The sequence below is a fragment of the Limnoglobus sp. genome (assembly GCF_059499385.1).
In genome coordinates this window covers 1-15,501 of record NZ_JCABYM010000141.1, presented here as the reverse complement: position 1 = coordinate 15,501, position 15,501 = coordinate 1, and the positions used below count along the sequence as shown (strand labels likewise).

The window sequence follows — 15,501 nt, the reverse complement described above, 5'->3', positions numbered from 1 at the left end:
AGGGAACTCACCCCCCTCCCTAACCCTCCCCCCCAAGGGGGGAGGGAACAAAACCCAAACCCGCCTTGCGGCGGTTAGGTGTCACGGCTTCCACCACGCGTCGAGCTTCTTCGCCAGCGCCGCGGCCGTGTCCGCGTGCTTCGCCGCGAGGTTCGTCTCCTCGCGCGGGTCGGCCGACAGGTCGTACAGCTCCACCTCCCCCGCCGGCACGCGCGCCTTGTTCGGCACGATCAGCTTCCAGTTCTTCTCGATCACCCACCGGTACTTCACGTTCGCGGCCGGCTTGTCGATGTCCACCGCGTTGTGCTCGAAAATCTCGCCGAACAGCGCGTCCCGCTTCGCGACGGCCGCCGCGTCCAACAGGTTCACGCCCGGCATGTCGGCCGTCGGCTTCCGCCCGCACGCGGCCAGGATCGTCGGCGCGAGGTCGATCGAACTCGCCAACGCCGTGCTTTCGCCCGGCGTCACCTTGCCCGGCCAGCGGACCAGGATCGGCGTCCGCAAGCCGCCGTCGTAGGGCGACTGCTTCGACTTCGCCGCGTACTTCGCCGCCTTCGGGTCCTGAATCCAGCCGTTGTCGTGCAGGTAGACGACGACCGTGTTTTCGGCCACGCCCTCCTTCTCCAGGTGGGACAGCAGTTCGCCGACCGTCTCGTCGAACCACTCGCACATGGCCCAGTACTTCGCCACCATCGGCGACTCGTGCTTGTCCTTGTACTTCGCGAGCAACCGGTCCGGCGGGGTGTGCGGCTGGTGCGGCATGATCGGCGCGTACCACAGGTAGAACGGCTTCCCCTTCGACTCGTGGACGAAGTCGGTCACCGCCTTCAGCCCCTCGCGGCCGATCTTCAGGCCGAGATCGCCGTGCCGGCCGCCCTTCGCCGGGTCGCCGTGGGTCATGCCTTCCGTGAAGCCGCCGCACCGACAGGCGTTCCCCTCCCACCACTTGCCGGACTGGTGGCTGAGGTAGCCGGCCGCGCCGAGCAGCTTCGCGAGGTTCGGCGACTTCTCGAAGTTCGCCACCATCCGCGCCCGGTCGGCGAGGTACTTCGCGTCCTTCGTCGCGCCGCCCGGCCCCGGATTGACCGGCGCGGGCGGGTCGTTGGACGTGATGAGGTGCTGGTGCGGGTACAGGCCCGTAATCATCGTCGCGAGGCTCGCCCGGCAGAGGCTGCTCGGGACGTAGCCGCGTTTGAAGACGAGCGACTGCGAGGCCAGCTTGTCGAGGTGCGGCGTCTTGATCTGCGGGTGGCCCATGAACCCGTAGTCGGTCCAGCCTTGGTCGTCGCCGATAATCATGACGACGTTCGGCGGGGCCGCGACGGCCGCGGACGCCGCGAGGGAAACGAGGGCCAGAGAGAGGAGGAACCGCATTACTTCACCCCCTTCGCGATGGCGAGTTTGGACTTCAAATCCTTCACGGTATCCGCGAACTTTGGGTCGGCCGCGAGGTTCGTCAACTCGTTCGGGTCCGTCTCGTAGTCGAAGAGCTGCGCCCCCTTCTTGCCCTCGTCCCATTCCGTGTACCGGAACCGGTCGGCGCGGACGCTGTACCCCATGAACCACGGCTGCGCCTTCGGCCGGACCTCGCCCGTGCCGGTCGGCGTGCCGCGGCTGACCTGCGTGAACGCCGGCTTGTCCCACGCCGCCGCGGGGTCGTCCAGCAGCGGCTTCACGCTCCTGCCGGTGAGGACGGCCGGCGCGTCCAGGCCGCACAGGTCCGCGAGCGTCGGGTGCAAGTCCACGAGTTCGACCGTCCGCTTCGACACCTTGCCGTTCGCCTTCGCCCGCGGGTCGTAGACGATCAGCGGCACGCGGGCGGAGTTCTCGAACAGGCTCATCTTCTGCCACAGCCCGTGCTCGCCGAGGTGGTAGCCGTGGTCGCTGATGAACACCACGATCGTCTTGTCCGCGAGGTTGTGCTTGTCCAGCGTGTCGAGGACGTGGCCGACCTGGGCGTCCATGAACGTCGTCGAGGCGTGGTACGCCTGGAGCGCCTGCCGGCGGAGATCGTCGGTCAGCTTCTCCTGCTCCTTCTTGGCGCTGCCGAACGCCGGGGCCGGGCCGGCGGCCATGTGCCCGGCCGGAACCTTCGGCAGCTCGAACTTCTCCGGCGGGTACATCTCGAAGTATTTCTTCGGGGCGACGTAGGGCGTGTGCGGGCGGAAGAAACCGCAGGCCAGGAAGAACGGCTGGCCCTTCTTTTCCTCCAGCAACTTGCCGACCTCGCGGGCGATCTTGCCGTCGGTCTGTTCCTCGTCCTTGCCGGCGGACGCGAGCCAACTGAGCGTGCCGCCGAACCGGCCGGACCCCTTGCCCATCGGGCTGAGCGTGAAGATGCGGTTGGCGTCCTCGTCGTCCTTGTCGAACCCGCGGGGGTTGACGGTCTTCTCCCACGACGGCGGGTCGTCGAGGCCGTCCGTGCCGATCTGCGCGGGCACGCCGTAGTGGTACAGCTTGCCGACGCGGGCGACGAAGTACCCGGCCTTGCGGAACGTCTGCGGGAGGCTCTGCGCGTCCGGCACGGTCTTCCGCAGTTGCGTGGTGTTCTCGTAGACCTTGAGCTGGTCCGGCCGCAGCCCGGTGAGGAACGACGCCCGGCTGGGGTTGCACAGTGGGAACTGGCAGTACGCCCGGTCGAACCGCACGCCCTTCGCGGCGAGCTTGTCGATGTTCGGCGACTTCCCGTGCGGGCTGCCGTAGCAGCCGAGGGTGTTGTTCGTGAGGTCGTCGGAGACGATGAACAGGACGTTCATCTTCTCGGCCGCGACCGCCGGCAAGGAAACGAACGCGAGCAGCAACGCGGAGAGGAGGCGCATCGGCGGGTTCCTGGAAGGGTAAAAAAGTGGGCGAAAGCCCACCGACGAACGTCGGTGGGGAAGCGTTCACACCACCAACTACTTCTTCTTCTCCACCACCCACACGTTGCGGTACACCACCGGGTCGCCGTGGTCCTGGAAGTACAGCGCCCCCGCGTCCGGAACCTCCTCCTTGAACTTCCCGCCGGGCGTCAGCTTCGGGAACTCGAAGTCCTGGATCAACACGCCGTTGTGCTTCACCACGGCCCGCGCGTTCTTCGTCTTCTTCTTCCCGTCGAACTCGGCGGCCGTGAACTCGATGTCGTAGGTCTGCCAGGTCATCGGCGGCAGGCACATGTTCACCTTCGGCTTGCTGAGCGTGTAGAACCCGCCGCACTCGTTGTTCTCGCCGGACAGGCCGAAGCTGTCGAGGACTTGCAGCTCGTACCGGTCCTGGAGGTAGACGCCGCTGTTGCTGCGGCCCTGTCCGGTCGAGTTCGGCATCCACGCGAGGCGGAACTCGACGTGCGCCGTGAAGCTCTGGAACGCCGTCTTGCTCCGCGGGCTGGACGCGGCGAGGAACTTGCCGTCGGACAGCTCCGCGGCCTTCCCGTTCTCCCAGTTGCCCACGTCCTTCTCGTCGGCGAACAGGACGACCGCCCCCTCCGGCGGCTTCGCGCCGAGCGTCGGCGATTTCCGCTCGACCTTCTTCAGCGTCGCCTCGGCCTTGTTAGTCTTGATGGTGAACACGCCGTCGGCGATCTCGCCGACTTCCTTGCCTTCCTCGTCTTTCACGACGACCTTCGCCCCGTCCCGCACGGCCGTCCCCTTCTTCACGTCGGCCGCGTCGCCGACGCCGGGCAGCCCGCCGAGGAACGCCTTCACCTCGAACTTCCCGCTCCCGCGGGCGATCACCTGGACGCCGGCCTTCTGGGTGTCGTCGCCGACCTTGATTTCGCCCTCGTACTCGCCCTGGGTGGCGAAGTCGGCGTCGTCCTTCAGCTTGGCCGGGTCGTTGACGGCGATGCGGGGCGGCTTCTTGTCCTGGGCGACGGCGGCGGTCGCGCCGGCGGCGAACAGCACGGCGAGGAAGAGGCGGAACATGCGAACCTCGGGGTGGGAGGCGGGGGAAGCGACGGGCGTTATTGTGCAAAAATGGCAGGGACCGGCCACAAATAGTAGTAGGCACACTCCGTGTGCCGTCCGGCTGAACGCCCCGGAAACCTCTGTGAGGTCGCCGGGTCGTTCGACGAGACGGCACACGGAGTGTGCCTACTACTATGGTCGCTCGCTTACTTCCCCGCCCGCCGCTCGGCGGTCGCGTCCGTGAAGTCCACGGTCAGCGTCTCCCCGGCCTGGAAGACCACCTTCTGAAGCACTTCCTCCGCGCGGCCGTCCTTCGTCGTTTCGAGCTTCATCGCGTAGGAGAACTCCTTCCCGGCCGGCAGCGGCGGCGTCGTGAACTCCCGCTGGCCGCCGGTCTTCTCGTTCTTCTTGCCGTCGATGTACAGCACCGCGTTGTCCGGGACCTTCACCGTGATCCGGGCCGGCACGCCCTTCTCGTTCGACACCGGCTTCGTCGGCTCGTCCGGCTTCGCGACCACGGCCGTGTTCCCCGACTTCGGCTTCGCCCCGAGCGTCAGGTCGTCGAACACCACCGTGCTCGTCTTCCCGGCCGTCACGGTGATCTTCTGCGCCTCGCTCAGCGTCCGGCCGTTGCGGTCGTACTCGATCTTGAAGCTGTACGCGTACTCCTTGCCCGTCGGCAGCTCCGGCGTCACGAACGTCCGCTCGCCGGAGGTCAGTTCGAGCAGTTGGTTCTCCGCGTACAACTTCGCGTCGCCCGGCAGTCGGACCACGACCGTCGCCCGGTTCGCGGCCGGGCCGCCCGGCGTCGGCAGGACGTTCTTCAGCCCCAGGCTGGTGTTCTCCAGCCGCGTCGGCGGGAGCATCGGCTCGGCCGGCATCGGGGTGCTGTACGGGACCATCGGGACGCCGCCGCCGGAGCAGCCGAACGTCGTCGGGCCGCCGTAGTACGCAGGCATCGGCGTGGCGTAGGGCGCGCCGAACTCCGTCGGGTAGCTCGGCATCCCGCCGCCGGTGCAGGAGAACGCGGGGGCCGCGGCGAGGCCGCCGGTGCAGGAGTACGCCGGCAGCGAGCCGGCGCAGGAACCGCTGCACGACGCCAGGCTGCGGCCGGTGCAGGAGCCGTTGCACCCGCCGAAGCTGAAGAACGAGATGATCCGGCCGCAGAAGATGCCGCCGCAGCACCCGTTGCAACTGGCCGACCGGCTCTCGGCCGAGCAGTTCCGGCCGGCGAACAGGTCGCGGAAGTAGCCGTTGAATTCCGGCCCGCTCGGGGCCGTCGTCATCGCGGTCATCAACACGAGGGAATACATGGGAGCGCCATCCGGGAGTTTGCGGAACCTCTGCCGGAAACGTAACCCTGGGAATTTGGGCCGTCAAAACGGCTTGAGGGAAAAAGAACAAACTCCACACCCGCCCGGCGTTCGGCTCCCGATCATCGCGCATGAAAGCTATAATCCGCAGAACAGGCCCCGTAGCGGACGATAAAGTGTAGCGGTTGTAGTGCGACCCCCGGAGCGCGACATGTCCCGTTGGAACCTCGCCTGGTTGTTGATCCTGCCCACGGCCCTCGTCGCCGGGCTGACGCTCCGGTACGCCTCGGCCGCGCTGCCGAAGGACGGCGACTACAAGCGGATGCGGCTCATCGCCGACGTGCTGGCCGAGGTCGAGCAGAACTACGTCGTGGACCTGGACGACGAGAAGAAGCAGAAGCTCGTCGAGAACATGATCAACGGCGGGCTGCACCAGCTCGACGAGCACTCCGTGTACCTGAACCCGGACATGCTCAAGGAGTTCGAGAAGCAGAGCCAGGGGGAGTTCGGCGGGGTCGGGTTCATCATGACGATCTCGGACGGGACGCAGAAGCACCTGGTCATCGAGACGCCGCTGCCGAACAGCCCGGCCTACGACGCCGGGATCCAGCCGGGCGACATCATCTTGAAGGTCAACGACGTGACCGCGGAGCACATGAAGACGGAGGACGCCCGCAAGCTCATCCTCGGCAAGCCGGGGACGAAGGTGACGCTGACGATGCTCCGGGCCGGCGCGAAGGAGCCGGAGGCGATCACGCTGACGCGGGCGATGATCGAGCACCCGGTCGTCACCGGCGTGACCCGCGACCCGGCGAACCCGGTCAAGTGGGAGTTCATGGCCGACCCGGCGAACAAGATCGCGATGATCCGGGTGGCGTCGTTCAGCGGGAAGACGACCAAGGACCTGAAGGCCGCCCTCGACCAGTGCGAGGCGGCCGGGGCGAAGGCGTACGTCCTCGACTTGCGGGACAACCCCGGCGGGCTGTTGAACGAGGCGATCGACGTGGCGGAGCTGTTCCTGGCCGGCGGCGGGATCGTGACCACGAAGGTCCGCGGCAGCCAGAAGTCCTGGGCGGCCCGCGACGACGGCAAGCCGTTCGAGAAGGCCGCCGACCGGCCGATGGCCGTACTCGTGAACCAGGGCAGCGCGAGCGCCAGCGAGATCGTCGCCGGGGCGCTGCAGGACAACGGCCGGGCCGTCGTCGTCGGCGCGCGGACCTACGGCAAGGGGAGCGTGCAGAAGGTGTTCGACCTGCCCGAGGGCGGGGCCGTGAAGGTGACGACGGAGGTGTGGCTGACGCCGTCCGGCAAGCACCTCCAGCGGGGCATCAAGGGCGGCCCGAGTTCGGACGTGGGCATCGAGCCGGACGCCGGGCTGAAGGTCGAGTTGAGCGACGAGCAGTGGAAGCAGTACGGCATTCAGGTGAAGCAATGGAACACGCTGCCGGGCAAGCCCGGCGTCGCGCCGACGGCCCCGCCGGCCGCGGCGAAGCCGGAGCTGGCGCTGCCGAAGGGGTACAAGGACCCGGTGCTGGAGAAGGCGCTCGAACACCTCCGCAAGAAGCTCAACGGCGTGGGGCAACTGCCGGCGGTCGGAGTGGCTAGTTAGGGCGATTTCATATGCTGGGACCGCGGGCGTCCCGCCCGCCTACCTTCCCGACAACGGGGACCTGTCCCACGTGACGGGAAGCGAAGCGGGCGGGACGCCCGCGGTCCCAGGGACGGCAGCGGTCTTGAAGCGACACCTTAACGGAACCAATCGACCGGCTCGACGCCGAAGAACTTCGCCAGCACCGCGTACACGTCCGGCTCCTCGGCCCGCAGGTCGGCCGGCTTGCAGAAGAACGCCTCGGCCGCGTCCGCGAAGAACTCCGACTCGCTGTCCCCCGCCTGCTCCGAGAAGAACGTCTCGATTCCCCCATCCAGCTCCTTGCGGTGCTTCCCCAGCGCCGCCGTCATGACCTTCGCCCACCGCTCCTCGTCCGCCTTCGTCGGCAGCGGCGGCGTGCCGTCGGTGTACTCGTCCAGGAAGTCGAGCTGGTGGGCGAATTCGTGGACGACGACGCTGTACCCCTCTTCCGGGTTCCGGGCCTCGTGCAGCACCTGCTCCCACCCGACCACGACCGGCCCGCGGTAGCTGGCGAGGCCGTCCACAATTTCATCCGTCACCTCGTCCTCGACCGTCGGGTCTTCCGGATCCGGCCGGCGGAACTGCCCCGGATGCACCACGACCGACGGCACGCGGGCGAAGTAGTCGTGGTCGGCCTGCCCCAGCAACAGCAAGCCCGCCTGCCCGGCGACGGTGAGCTTCATCTCTTCGGTGACGTGGAACCCGCGGGCCGACTCCCAAATTTTCTCCGCGACGAGGACGCGGAGGATGTCGCGGAACTTCGCCTGCTCCGAGGGCGCGAGCAGCGAGTAGTGCTTGACGTTCTTGCGGAGGGTGGCGTCCCAGTGCGGCGGGAACGGCTCCGCGAGGAGGCGACGGCGGCGGCGGTTGCGGAGCCAGGAGAACATGCAACGTCTCGTCCTATATAGCCGCCGGCTTGCCGGCGGGGTTTGCGGCTCCCAAAACCCCCCCGCAAGCCGGCGGCTATAATTTGTCAGTAGAATATCTTGGTAAGCGGGTAAACGACGATTCCCCAACCGCCGGCGGCCTTCAGCCGCGGGATGATGCGGCGGACCTCCGCCTCGTCGAGGATCGTGTTCACGTCCACCCACGCCGCGTCCGACAGGCTCGAGATCGTCGGCGTCTGCAACGCCGGCAGCATCGCCAGCACCGAGTCGAGCTGCTCCCGCTTCACGTTCATCATGAGGCCGACCTTCCCCTCGGCGGCCATCGCCCCCTTGAGCATGAGGATCAGGTCGTCCATCTTCTGCCGCTTCCACGGGTCGCGGGCGGCGGCGTTGTTGGAAATGAACCGCGTCGTACTCTGCAAGATGTCGCACACGATGCGGAGGTTGTTCGCCTTCAGGCTGCTGCCCGTCTCCGTCACCTCGACGATGGCGTCGGCCAACTTCGGCGGCTTCACCTCGGTCGCCCCCCAACTGAACTCGACGTTCGCGGTGACGCCGTGGGACGCGAGCCACTTCCGCGTGATGTTCACCACCTCGGTCGCGATCCGCTTGCCTTGCAGGTCCTTCGGCCCCTGCACCGGCGAGTCGTTCGGCACGGCCAGTACCCACCGCACCGGGCGGCGACTGACCTTGCTGAACACGAGTTCGGCCAGCTCCGTCACGTCCGCGTCGTTCTCGACGACCCAGTCGTGCCCGGTGAGGCCGCAGTCGAGCGAGCCGTTCTGCACGTACCGGGCCATCTCCTGCGCGCGGATGAGCGTGCAGTGGATGTCCGCGTCGTCGATGCTCGGGTAGTAGCTGCGGCCGGCGAACGTGAGCTTGTAGCCGGCCTTGCGGAACAGGTCGGCCGTCGCCTCCTGGAGCGACCCCGCGGGGATGCCGAGTTTCAGGGTGTTGGTCATGCGGTTGGTGTATGGAGATGGGCAATCGACATATAGCCCCCGGCTTGCCGGGGGTGCGGGTTCGAGTCTTCGAGAACCCGCACGACCTGCCTACCGCGGGGAACTGAGTGCGACGGGAGGGACGTTCACGCGGGAGGAAGGCGCTCACGCCCGCGGGAACGGGGTTGCGATGGGAGGAACGTTTCCGGATCGGGTAGGCCCTCGCGGGTTCTCGAAGACTCGAACCCGCACGGTGGCCAAGGCCACCGCTATATGCCGAGGCTGACGGTCGCGTCCGGCAACGCCTTCTTGAGCGTGTCCACGCCGGCCTTCGTCACCTTCGTCTTCGCGAACGTGACCCGCTTGAGCGTCTTCGTCCGCGCCAACTCGCCGACGCCGGTGTCGCTGATTGCCGCTCCCTCGACGTGCAGTTCCTCCAGCTTCGGCAGCGTCGCGAGGACTTTCAGGCCGGCGTCGGTCATCGACGTGTTGACGAGCATCAGCTTCTTCAGCCCCTGCAACGTCCCGACGCGGCGAAGCCCGGCGTCGGCCAGTTCCGTGCCGCCGAGGGCCAGGTCTTCCAGCGTCTGCGGCAGCAGGTCCGTGCCGGTCCCCTTCAGTTCCGTGTCCGTCAGCACCAGCCGCCGGAGCGCCTTCGCATTCGTTAACACTCCCAGCCCGGCGTCCGTCACCTTCGCGCCGGCGAGTTCCAACTCGCGCAGCTTCGGCGCGGCCGCGACCGCCTTCAGCCCGTCGTCCCCGACCGGGCAGCGGGTCAGATCGACGACTTCGAGTTCCGGTAGCGCCGCCCAACTCGGCGACCCGGCGAGCGTCAACTTCGTGTCCGTCAGGATCACGCGGCGAAGCCCGGTGAGCGAAACGAGTTCCTTCGCGGCCGTGTCGTCGATTTCTGCTTCCGCGAGCGTCAGCTTGTGCAGCTTCTTCAGCGGGGCGAGCGTCTTCATCGCCGCGGCGGACACGGCCGTGCCGTCGAGGATGAGTTCCTCCAACTCGGCGAGCTTCCCGACGGCGGCGAACGCGGCGTCGGAGAACTTCGACCGGCTGAGGTTCAGCGCCTTCAACTTCGGCAGCTTGTCGAGCTGCTTCAGCACGTCGTCGGCGTCCGTCACGCTTTCCAGGCCGATGTACCGCAGGTTCGGGAATCCGGCCGCGAACACGGTGAGATCGACCTTCTTGACGGAGGCGTTGTCGAACACGACGGTGATGACCGGGGAGCGGCCGCGGCGCTCGCCGGCTTTCGGGGCCGGGGCGTTCAGGCTCACGTCCCGCACGATCCGGCCGCCGAGCTTCTCGACCGCCTGGATCGCCGCCGCCTCTGCCTTCGCGGCGTCGTCGGCGACCGGCTTTTTGTCCTGGGCTGTTGCGAGGGCGGCGAGCGAACCGAGTAGGATGAACGCGAACGGCCGGGACATGACGATTGCTCCGAGGGGCGGGGCCATCTTAACCAACGCCCGGTCGGGCGGAAACTAACAACCGAGGCGAACGTGACGGTCGGCGGGGTTGTGCTGTGCGGCGGGCACTCGGCCCGGATGGGCCGGCCGAAGGCGTGGCTGCCGTTCGAGGGCGAACTGCTGCTGCCGCGGGTCGTCCGCGTCCTCGGCGAAATCGTGTCGCCGGTCGTCGTGGTCGCCGCGGACGGGCAGGATTTGCCGCCGTTGCCGGCCGGCGTGTGGGTCGTCCGGGACGAACGCCCCGACCGCGGGCCCCTTCAAGGGATGGCGGCCGGCCTGCGGGCCGTCGGGACGGAAATCGCGTTCGTCTCCGCGTGCGACGTGCCGCTGTTGCGGCCGGACTTCGTGCGGTTGCTGATCGACCGGTTGGAAGACTTCGACGCGGCCGTGCCGCACGCCGGCGGCCGACCGCACCCCCTGTCCGCGGCCTACCACGTCGAACCCACGCTCGCCGCCGTGGACGCCGCCCTATCGACTCACATTCTCGCCGTGCGAACGATGCTCGACCGGCTCCGGGTGCGCAGGCTGGAGCAGGCCGAGCTGCGGGCCGCGGACCCGGCGTTAGATTCGCTACGAAACGCCAACACGCCCGCGGAGTATGAAGCGTTTCGGAATCCGGCGTGAGCGGGAAAAATCGGCGTTGATTTTTCCACGAACGGACCGCACAATTCGTCGATTCCTCTCACGTCACTGCCCACGGTGTCGGAACCCCCAAATGATCGTGTCGCTTTCCCGCGCGTACCCGTCCCGGTACGGCGCGCCGGTGCTGAGTCAGGTGGACACCCGCGTCTTCGCGTACCGGTACTTCGCCAAGTGCATGGACTGCACGTTCTGCCACGACGCCTGCTGCCAGTACGGGGCGGACATCGAGACGCCGCGCGTCCGCGCGCTGGAGCGACACCAGGCCGAACTGGAGGCGTACCTCGGCGTCCCGCGGGCCGAGTGGTTCCGCGACGACCCGGACGACATCGGGTTCGTGCCGGAGCCGGAGTACCCCGGCGGCGAGTACACCCGCACGGCCGTCGTGGCGCTGCCGCGGGACCGGTCGCCGCACGTCCGGGAGGCGTGCGTGTTCCTCGACCCGGCCGGCCGCGGCTGCCGCATCCACCGGTTCGCCCTCGAGCGGGGCATCGACGTTCACGACATCAAGCCGATGGTCTGCCTGTTCTTCCCGCTCTGCCACGGCGAAGGGGTGCTGCGGCCGGCGGTCGAGTTCGAGCTTAACGATCTCGTCTGCCAGGACCAGGGGCCGACGATCTACGAATCGACCCGCGAGGAGGTCGCGTACTACTTCGGGCCGGAGCTGGTGGCGGAACTCGACCGGCTGGCCCACGACCACGCCGCCGTGCCGGTCGCCCCCGGCCCGCTCGTGTCGCTGCCGGTGCTGGCCTGACGCGGCGGGCGGGGAAATCCGACCGGCCGCGCCTTGACAGGGTGCGGCCCACCCTCAACAATCAACGTCATTACTCGCGTGCGCCTCAGTCCCTGGAGTTCACCATGTCGTCCCAACCCCGCCGCCAACGGCTCGTGGTCGAGGACATCGGCGACGTTACGGTCGTCAACTTCGTCGATAAGAAGATTCTGGACGAGCAGAACATCCAGATGATCGGCGACGACCTGTTCCGGCTGGTGGACGAACTCGGCCGGCGGAAGCTCTTGCTGAACTTCTCGAACGTCGAGTTCATGTCGTCCGCCGCCCTCGGCAAGCTAATCCGGCTGCACCAGCGGCTGGCCCAGGTGCAGGGGAAGCTGATCCTGTGCAACATCTCGAAGGCGATCCTGGAAATCTTCACCCTCACGAAGCTCGACAAGATGCTCAAGATCGTGAAGGACGAGGCGACGGGGCTGAACTCCTTCTAAAAGAAACGGGCGGACGGCGACGCCCGCCCGTTCGCTTTTCCCGCCGTGCCGCCTATGCACTCCACGTCCGTGACCGTTGACGAGACCCTCCCCACCGAACTCGCGGAAGTTCGCCGGGTGCAGTCCGAGATCAAGGACTCGCTGGCGGCGAACGGGTTCGGCGAGCGGGACATGTTCCACATCGAGCTGGCCATGGAGGAGGCGCTCGTCAACGCGATGAAGCACGGCAACCAGCTCGACGCCGACAAGCGGGTGGCGCTGCACTACGCGATCACGCCGGAGAAGTTCGACGTGCGGATCGAGGACGAGGGGGCCGGGTTCAACCCGGACGACGTGCCCGACCCGACGATGCCGGAGAACCTGGAGCGGGCCTGCGGCCGCGGGCTGTACATGATCCGGTGCTTCATGACGGACGTGCGGTACCACGGCCGGGGGAACGTGGTGACGATGACCAAGCACAAGTCGCCGCCGGAAGAGGAATAATCCGGCCGGATTCCGGAGAAGCCCGCCCGTCGGCGGGCTTCGTGCATTTTCGGGCGGAGGTGAGGCCGCTAGACTGACCGTTCGTACTCGACGCCGCGGCCCGACTTTACCCCGAAGGGGTTACACATGTCAGCCCGGGGCAACGCCCTGGGTGGGACCGCATGGAACGGCAACAAGCCCTGAAAGGGCGGAACACTCTTTCGCCCTTTCAGGGCTTGTTGCGTCGGGTGGGACCCGTACCCAGGGCGTTGCCCCGGGCTGACATGTGTAACCCCTTCGGGGTAAAGAGGTGGTGACGGCAATCCGGTTCCCGACAGTGCGGGACGGCCGACGAGCAAGTACGGAGGTTGACGGTTCCATGCCCGACGCGCCGCTGACGCCGATGATGCAGCAGTACTGGGACGCGAAGACCGCCCACCCCGGCGCAATGGTGATGTTCCGCAACGGCGACTTCTACGAACTCTTCGAGGACGACGCCGTCGTCGGCTCCCGCATCCTCGGCATCCGGCTCACGAAGCGGGACGAGAAGGTCCCGATGGCCGGCGTGCCGGTCGAGAAGCTCGACCACTACCTCGGCGTCCTCATCCGGGCCGGCCAGCGGGTCGCCGTCTGCGAGCAGATGGAGGAACCCGGCCCCGGCAAGAAGCTCATCCGGCGGGAGGTGAACCGCGTCGTCACGGCCGGGACGATCACCGAGGACGAACTCCTCGACCCGCGGCGGGCGAACCACCTCGCGGCCGTCGTGCGGAACAAGGCGGGGGCCGTCGGCCTCGCGTGGGTCGATCCGTCCACCGGAACGTTCTCCGCGTGCGACGTGGACCCGGTCCGGCTCGCGGACGAACTCGCCCGCGTCGTGACGGCCGAGTGCCTGCTGCCGGAGTCGGACGCCGACGGCATCGCGGCCCTGTTCGCCGCCCAGCCGCCGCGGTCCACGACGCCGCGGCCGGACTGGACGTTCGACCCGACGACGGCGACCGCCGCCTTGCGACAGCACTTCGCCGTGTCCACGTTTACCGGGTTCGGGTTCGACGACGGCCAGCCGTGCCTGCTCGCGGCCGGCGCGATTCTCCAGTACCTGCAAGAGACGCTGAAGGCCGGCCTCGGCCACGTCCGCCGACTCACGCGGTACCGCGCGGAATCGCACCTCGTTCTCGACGAAGTCACCCGCCGCAGCCTCGAACTGACGCGGACGCTGCGGGACAACAGCCGCGAGGGATCGCTGCTGTCCGTGATGGACCGCACCGTCACGCCGATGGGGGCGCGGTTCCTGCACGACGCCCTTCTCGCCCCGTTCAACAGCGTGACCGCGATCGACGCCCGGCTCGACGCGGTGGAAGAGTTGCTCAAAGAGCACCAACTCCGCGGCGACCTCCGCGAGTTGCTCGAAACAGCGTCCGACCTGCAACGGCTGACGACCCGCGCCTCGACCGGCCGGGCCACGCCCCGCGACCTCGGCGCGATCGCGCGGACGCTTCGCCTGCTCCCGAAATTCAAGGCGAAACTCACCGCCCGCCGGTCGGCCCTACTCGCGGAGTTGGACGCCAAGCTCGAACTCTGCCCCGACCTCCGCGAGCTGCTCGACGCCTCGCTGCGGGACGAGCTTCCCCAATCCGCGAAGGACGGCGGGCTGATCCGCGAGGGGTACCACGCCGAACTCGACCACCTCCGCACGCTCGCGAAGTCCGGCAAGGACTGGATCCTCCAGTACCAGGCGGCCGAGATCACGCGGACCGCGATCAACAGCCTGAAGGTCGGGTACAACCAGATCGACGGGTACTACCTGGAGATCACGAACGCGAACGAGACCCGCGTGCCGGAGAACTACAAGCACCAGAAGACGCTCAAGGGGGCGAAGCGGTACTACACGAGCGAACTCCGCGAGTACGAGGAGAAGATTCTCTCCGCCGACGACAAGGCGAAGGCGCTCGAGCTGGAACTGTTCACGCAGATTCGCAACCACGTCGCCGCGCAGACGCACCGGCTGCTGACAACGGCCGAGACGCTGGCGACGGTGGACGCGCTGCAGTCACTCGCCGAGGTCGCCGCGTCGCGGAACTTCGTTCGACCGAACATCGTCGCCGAGCCGGTTCTCGACATTCGTGAGGGCCGTCACCCGGTCCTCGACCAGACGCTGCCGCCGGGGACGTTCGTGCCGAACGACGCCCGGTTCGGCGACGCCGACGGCCTGTTCTGGCTCATCACCGGGCCGAACATGGCCGGGAAGTCCACGTTCATCCGCCAGGTCGCGCTCGTCACGCTGCTCGCGCAGGTCGGCAGCTTCGTCCCGGCCGCGGCCGCCACCATCGGCCTGACCGACCGCGTCTTCACCCGCGTCGGGGCGAGCGACGAGCTAAGCCGCGGGCAGAGCACGTTCATGGTCGAGATGACGGAGGCGGCGAACATCCTGAACAACGCGACGCCGCACAGCCTGGTCATCCTCGACGAGATCGGCCGCGGCACGAGCACCTACGACGGCGTCTCGCTGGCGTGGGCCATCACCGAGCACCTTCACTCGGCCGTCGGCTGCCGGACGCTGTTCGCCACGCACTACCACGAACTCGCGATCCTGTCCGAGACGCTGCCGAACCTCCGCAACTACAACGTGCAGGTGCAGGAACTGGCGAAGGAGGTGATCTTCCTTCACAAGATCGCCCCCGGCAACGCGGACAAGAGTTACGGCATCCACGTCGCGCGGCTGGCCGGCGTGCCGGAGGACGTGTTGGCCCGCGCGGAGGAGGTGCTGGCCGCGCTGGAAGCGAAGCCGGTTCCGACGACGACGAAGCTGGTCCGCACGAAGCGGGCGGTGAAGCCGCCGGTGGAAGTGATCCCGCCGGAAAGCCCGAAGCGACGGGTGAAGCAAGCGGGGCCGAGTTTGTTCGACGAGGGGTGATTCGAGCCACGGCACTCTTGTAGGGTGGTGGGGGGGGGGGGGGGGGCCCCCCGGGGGGGCGGCGCCGCCGGGGCCCCCCCCCCCCGCACGAGGCCCCCCCCCCCCCCGGGGGGGAACCACCCCCCCCCCCCCGGAGCCCCA

13 protein-coding genes are annotated in these 15,501 nt (G+C 67.9%); 6 read left to right on the top strand and 7 right to left on the bottom strand.

Annotated features, from left to right (window positions below):
- Positions 1 to 81: 81 nt before the first annotated feature.
- The 4 genes from AC5JJ2_RS24365 to AC5JJ2_RS24350 all read right to left on the bottom strand — a co-directional run bounded on the left by AC5JJ2_RS24365 (position 82) and on the right by AC5JJ2_RS24350 (position 5,197).
- Positions 82 to 1,374 (bottom strand): sulfatase-like hydrolase/transferase, encoded by a 1,293-nt coding sequence (locus tag AC5JJ2_RS24365; protein ID WP_495860647.1) that lies wholly within the window; start codon positions 1,372 to 1,374, stop codon positions 82 to 84.
- Positions 1,374 to 2,819, bottom strand: a complete 1,446-nt coding sequence (locus tag AC5JJ2_RS24360) for a sulfatase (protein ID WP_495860646.1) — start codon at positions 2,817 to 2,819, stop codon at positions 1,374 to 1,376. Before AC5JJ2_RS24360 ends, AC5JJ2_RS24365 begins: the two co-directional genes overlap by 1 nt.
- A 78-nt stretch (positions 2,820 to 2,897) precedes the next feature.
- Positions 2,898 to 3,902 (bottom strand): 3-keto-disaccharide hydrolase, encoded by a 1,005-nt coding sequence (locus AC5JJ2_RS24355; protein ID WP_495860645.1) that lies wholly within the window; start codon positions 3,900 to 3,902, stop codon positions 2,898 to 2,900.
- 188 nt (positions 3,903 to 4,090) lie between these two features.
- Entirely contained in the window at positions 4,091 to 5,197 is a 1,107-nt protein-coding gene (locus AC5JJ2_RS24350; protein WP_495860644.1) for a TIGR03000 domain-containing protein, read from the bottom strand.
- Positions 5,198 to 5,408: 211 nt separating this feature from the next.
- Here AC5JJ2_RS24350 and AC5JJ2_RS24345 point away from each other — a divergent pair, with 211 nt between their 5' ends.
- On the top strand, positions 5,409 to 6,806 hold the full coding sequence (locus tag AC5JJ2_RS24345; RefSeq protein ID WP_495860643.1) for a S41 family peptidase: 1,398 nt from the start codon (positions 5,409 to 5,411) through the stop codon (positions 6,804 to 6,806).
- A gap of 137 nt (positions 6,807 to 6,943) precedes the next feature.
- Here the strand turns inward: AC5JJ2_RS24345 and AC5JJ2_RS24340 are convergent, their stop codons facing one another.
- The 3 genes from AC5JJ2_RS24340 to AC5JJ2_RS24330 form a co-directional block, all read right to left on the bottom strand.
- Entirely contained in the window at positions 6,944 to 7,714 is a 771-nt protein-coding gene (locus tag AC5JJ2_RS24340) for a M90 family metallopeptidase (protein ID WP_495860642.1), read from the bottom strand.
- Between the two features lie 86 nt (positions 7,715 to 7,800).
- On the bottom strand, positions 7,801 to 8,676 hold the full coding sequence (hisG, locus tag AC5JJ2_RS24335) for an ATP phosphoribosyltransferase (RefSeq protein WP_495860641.1): 876 nt from the start codon (positions 8,674 to 8,676) through the stop codon (positions 7,801 to 7,803).
- Positions 8,677 to 8,924: 248 nt separating this feature from the next.
- Positions 8,925 to 10,088 (bottom strand): leucine-rich repeat domain-containing protein, encoded by a 1,164-nt coding sequence (locus AC5JJ2_RS24330; protein WP_495860640.1) that lies wholly within the window; start codon positions 10,086 to 10,088, stop codon positions 8,925 to 8,927.
- A gap of 72 nt (positions 10,089 to 10,160) precedes the next feature.
- Here AC5JJ2_RS24330 and mobA point away from each other — a divergent pair, with 72 nt between their 5' ends.
- The 5 genes from mobA to mutS all read left to right on the top strand — a co-directional run bounded on the left by mobA (position 10,161) and on the right by mutS (position 15,360).
- On the top strand, positions 10,161 to 10,751 hold the full coding sequence (mobA, locus tag AC5JJ2_RS24325; protein ID WP_495860639.1) for a molybdenum cofactor guanylyltransferase: 591 nt from the start codon (positions 10,161 to 10,163) through the stop codon (positions 10,749 to 10,751).
- A gap of 91 nt (positions 10,752 to 10,842) precedes the next feature.
- The gene (locus tag AC5JJ2_RS24320) at positions 10,843 to 11,520 is read left to right on the top strand and encodes a hypothetical protein (protein WP_495860638.1); all 678 of its coding nucleotides are present in this window, start codon (positions 10,843 to 10,845) and stop codon (positions 11,518 to 11,520) included.
- A 104-nt stretch (positions 11,521 to 11,624) separates the two neighbouring features.
- A complete protein-coding gene (locus AC5JJ2_RS24315) occupies positions 11,625 to 11,987 on the top strand; it encodes an STAS domain-containing protein (protein ID WP_149114707.1) in 363 nt (120 codons plus the stop codon).
- A gap of 54 nt (positions 11,988 to 12,041) precedes the next feature.
- On the top strand, positions 12,042 to 12,470 hold the full coding sequence (locus tag AC5JJ2_RS24310) for an ATP-binding protein (RefSeq protein ID WP_495860637.1): 429 nt from the start codon (positions 12,042 to 12,044) through the stop codon (positions 12,468 to 12,470).
- A 358-nt stretch (positions 12,471 to 12,828) separates the two neighbouring features.
- Complete coding sequence (gene mutS / locus AC5JJ2_RS24305) at positions 12,829 to 15,360, top strand: DNA mismatch repair protein MutS (RefSeq protein WP_495860636.1); 2,532 nt, start codon at positions 12,829 to 12,831, stop codon at positions 15,358 to 15,360.
- Positions 15,361 to 15,501 lie beyond the last annotated feature (141 nt).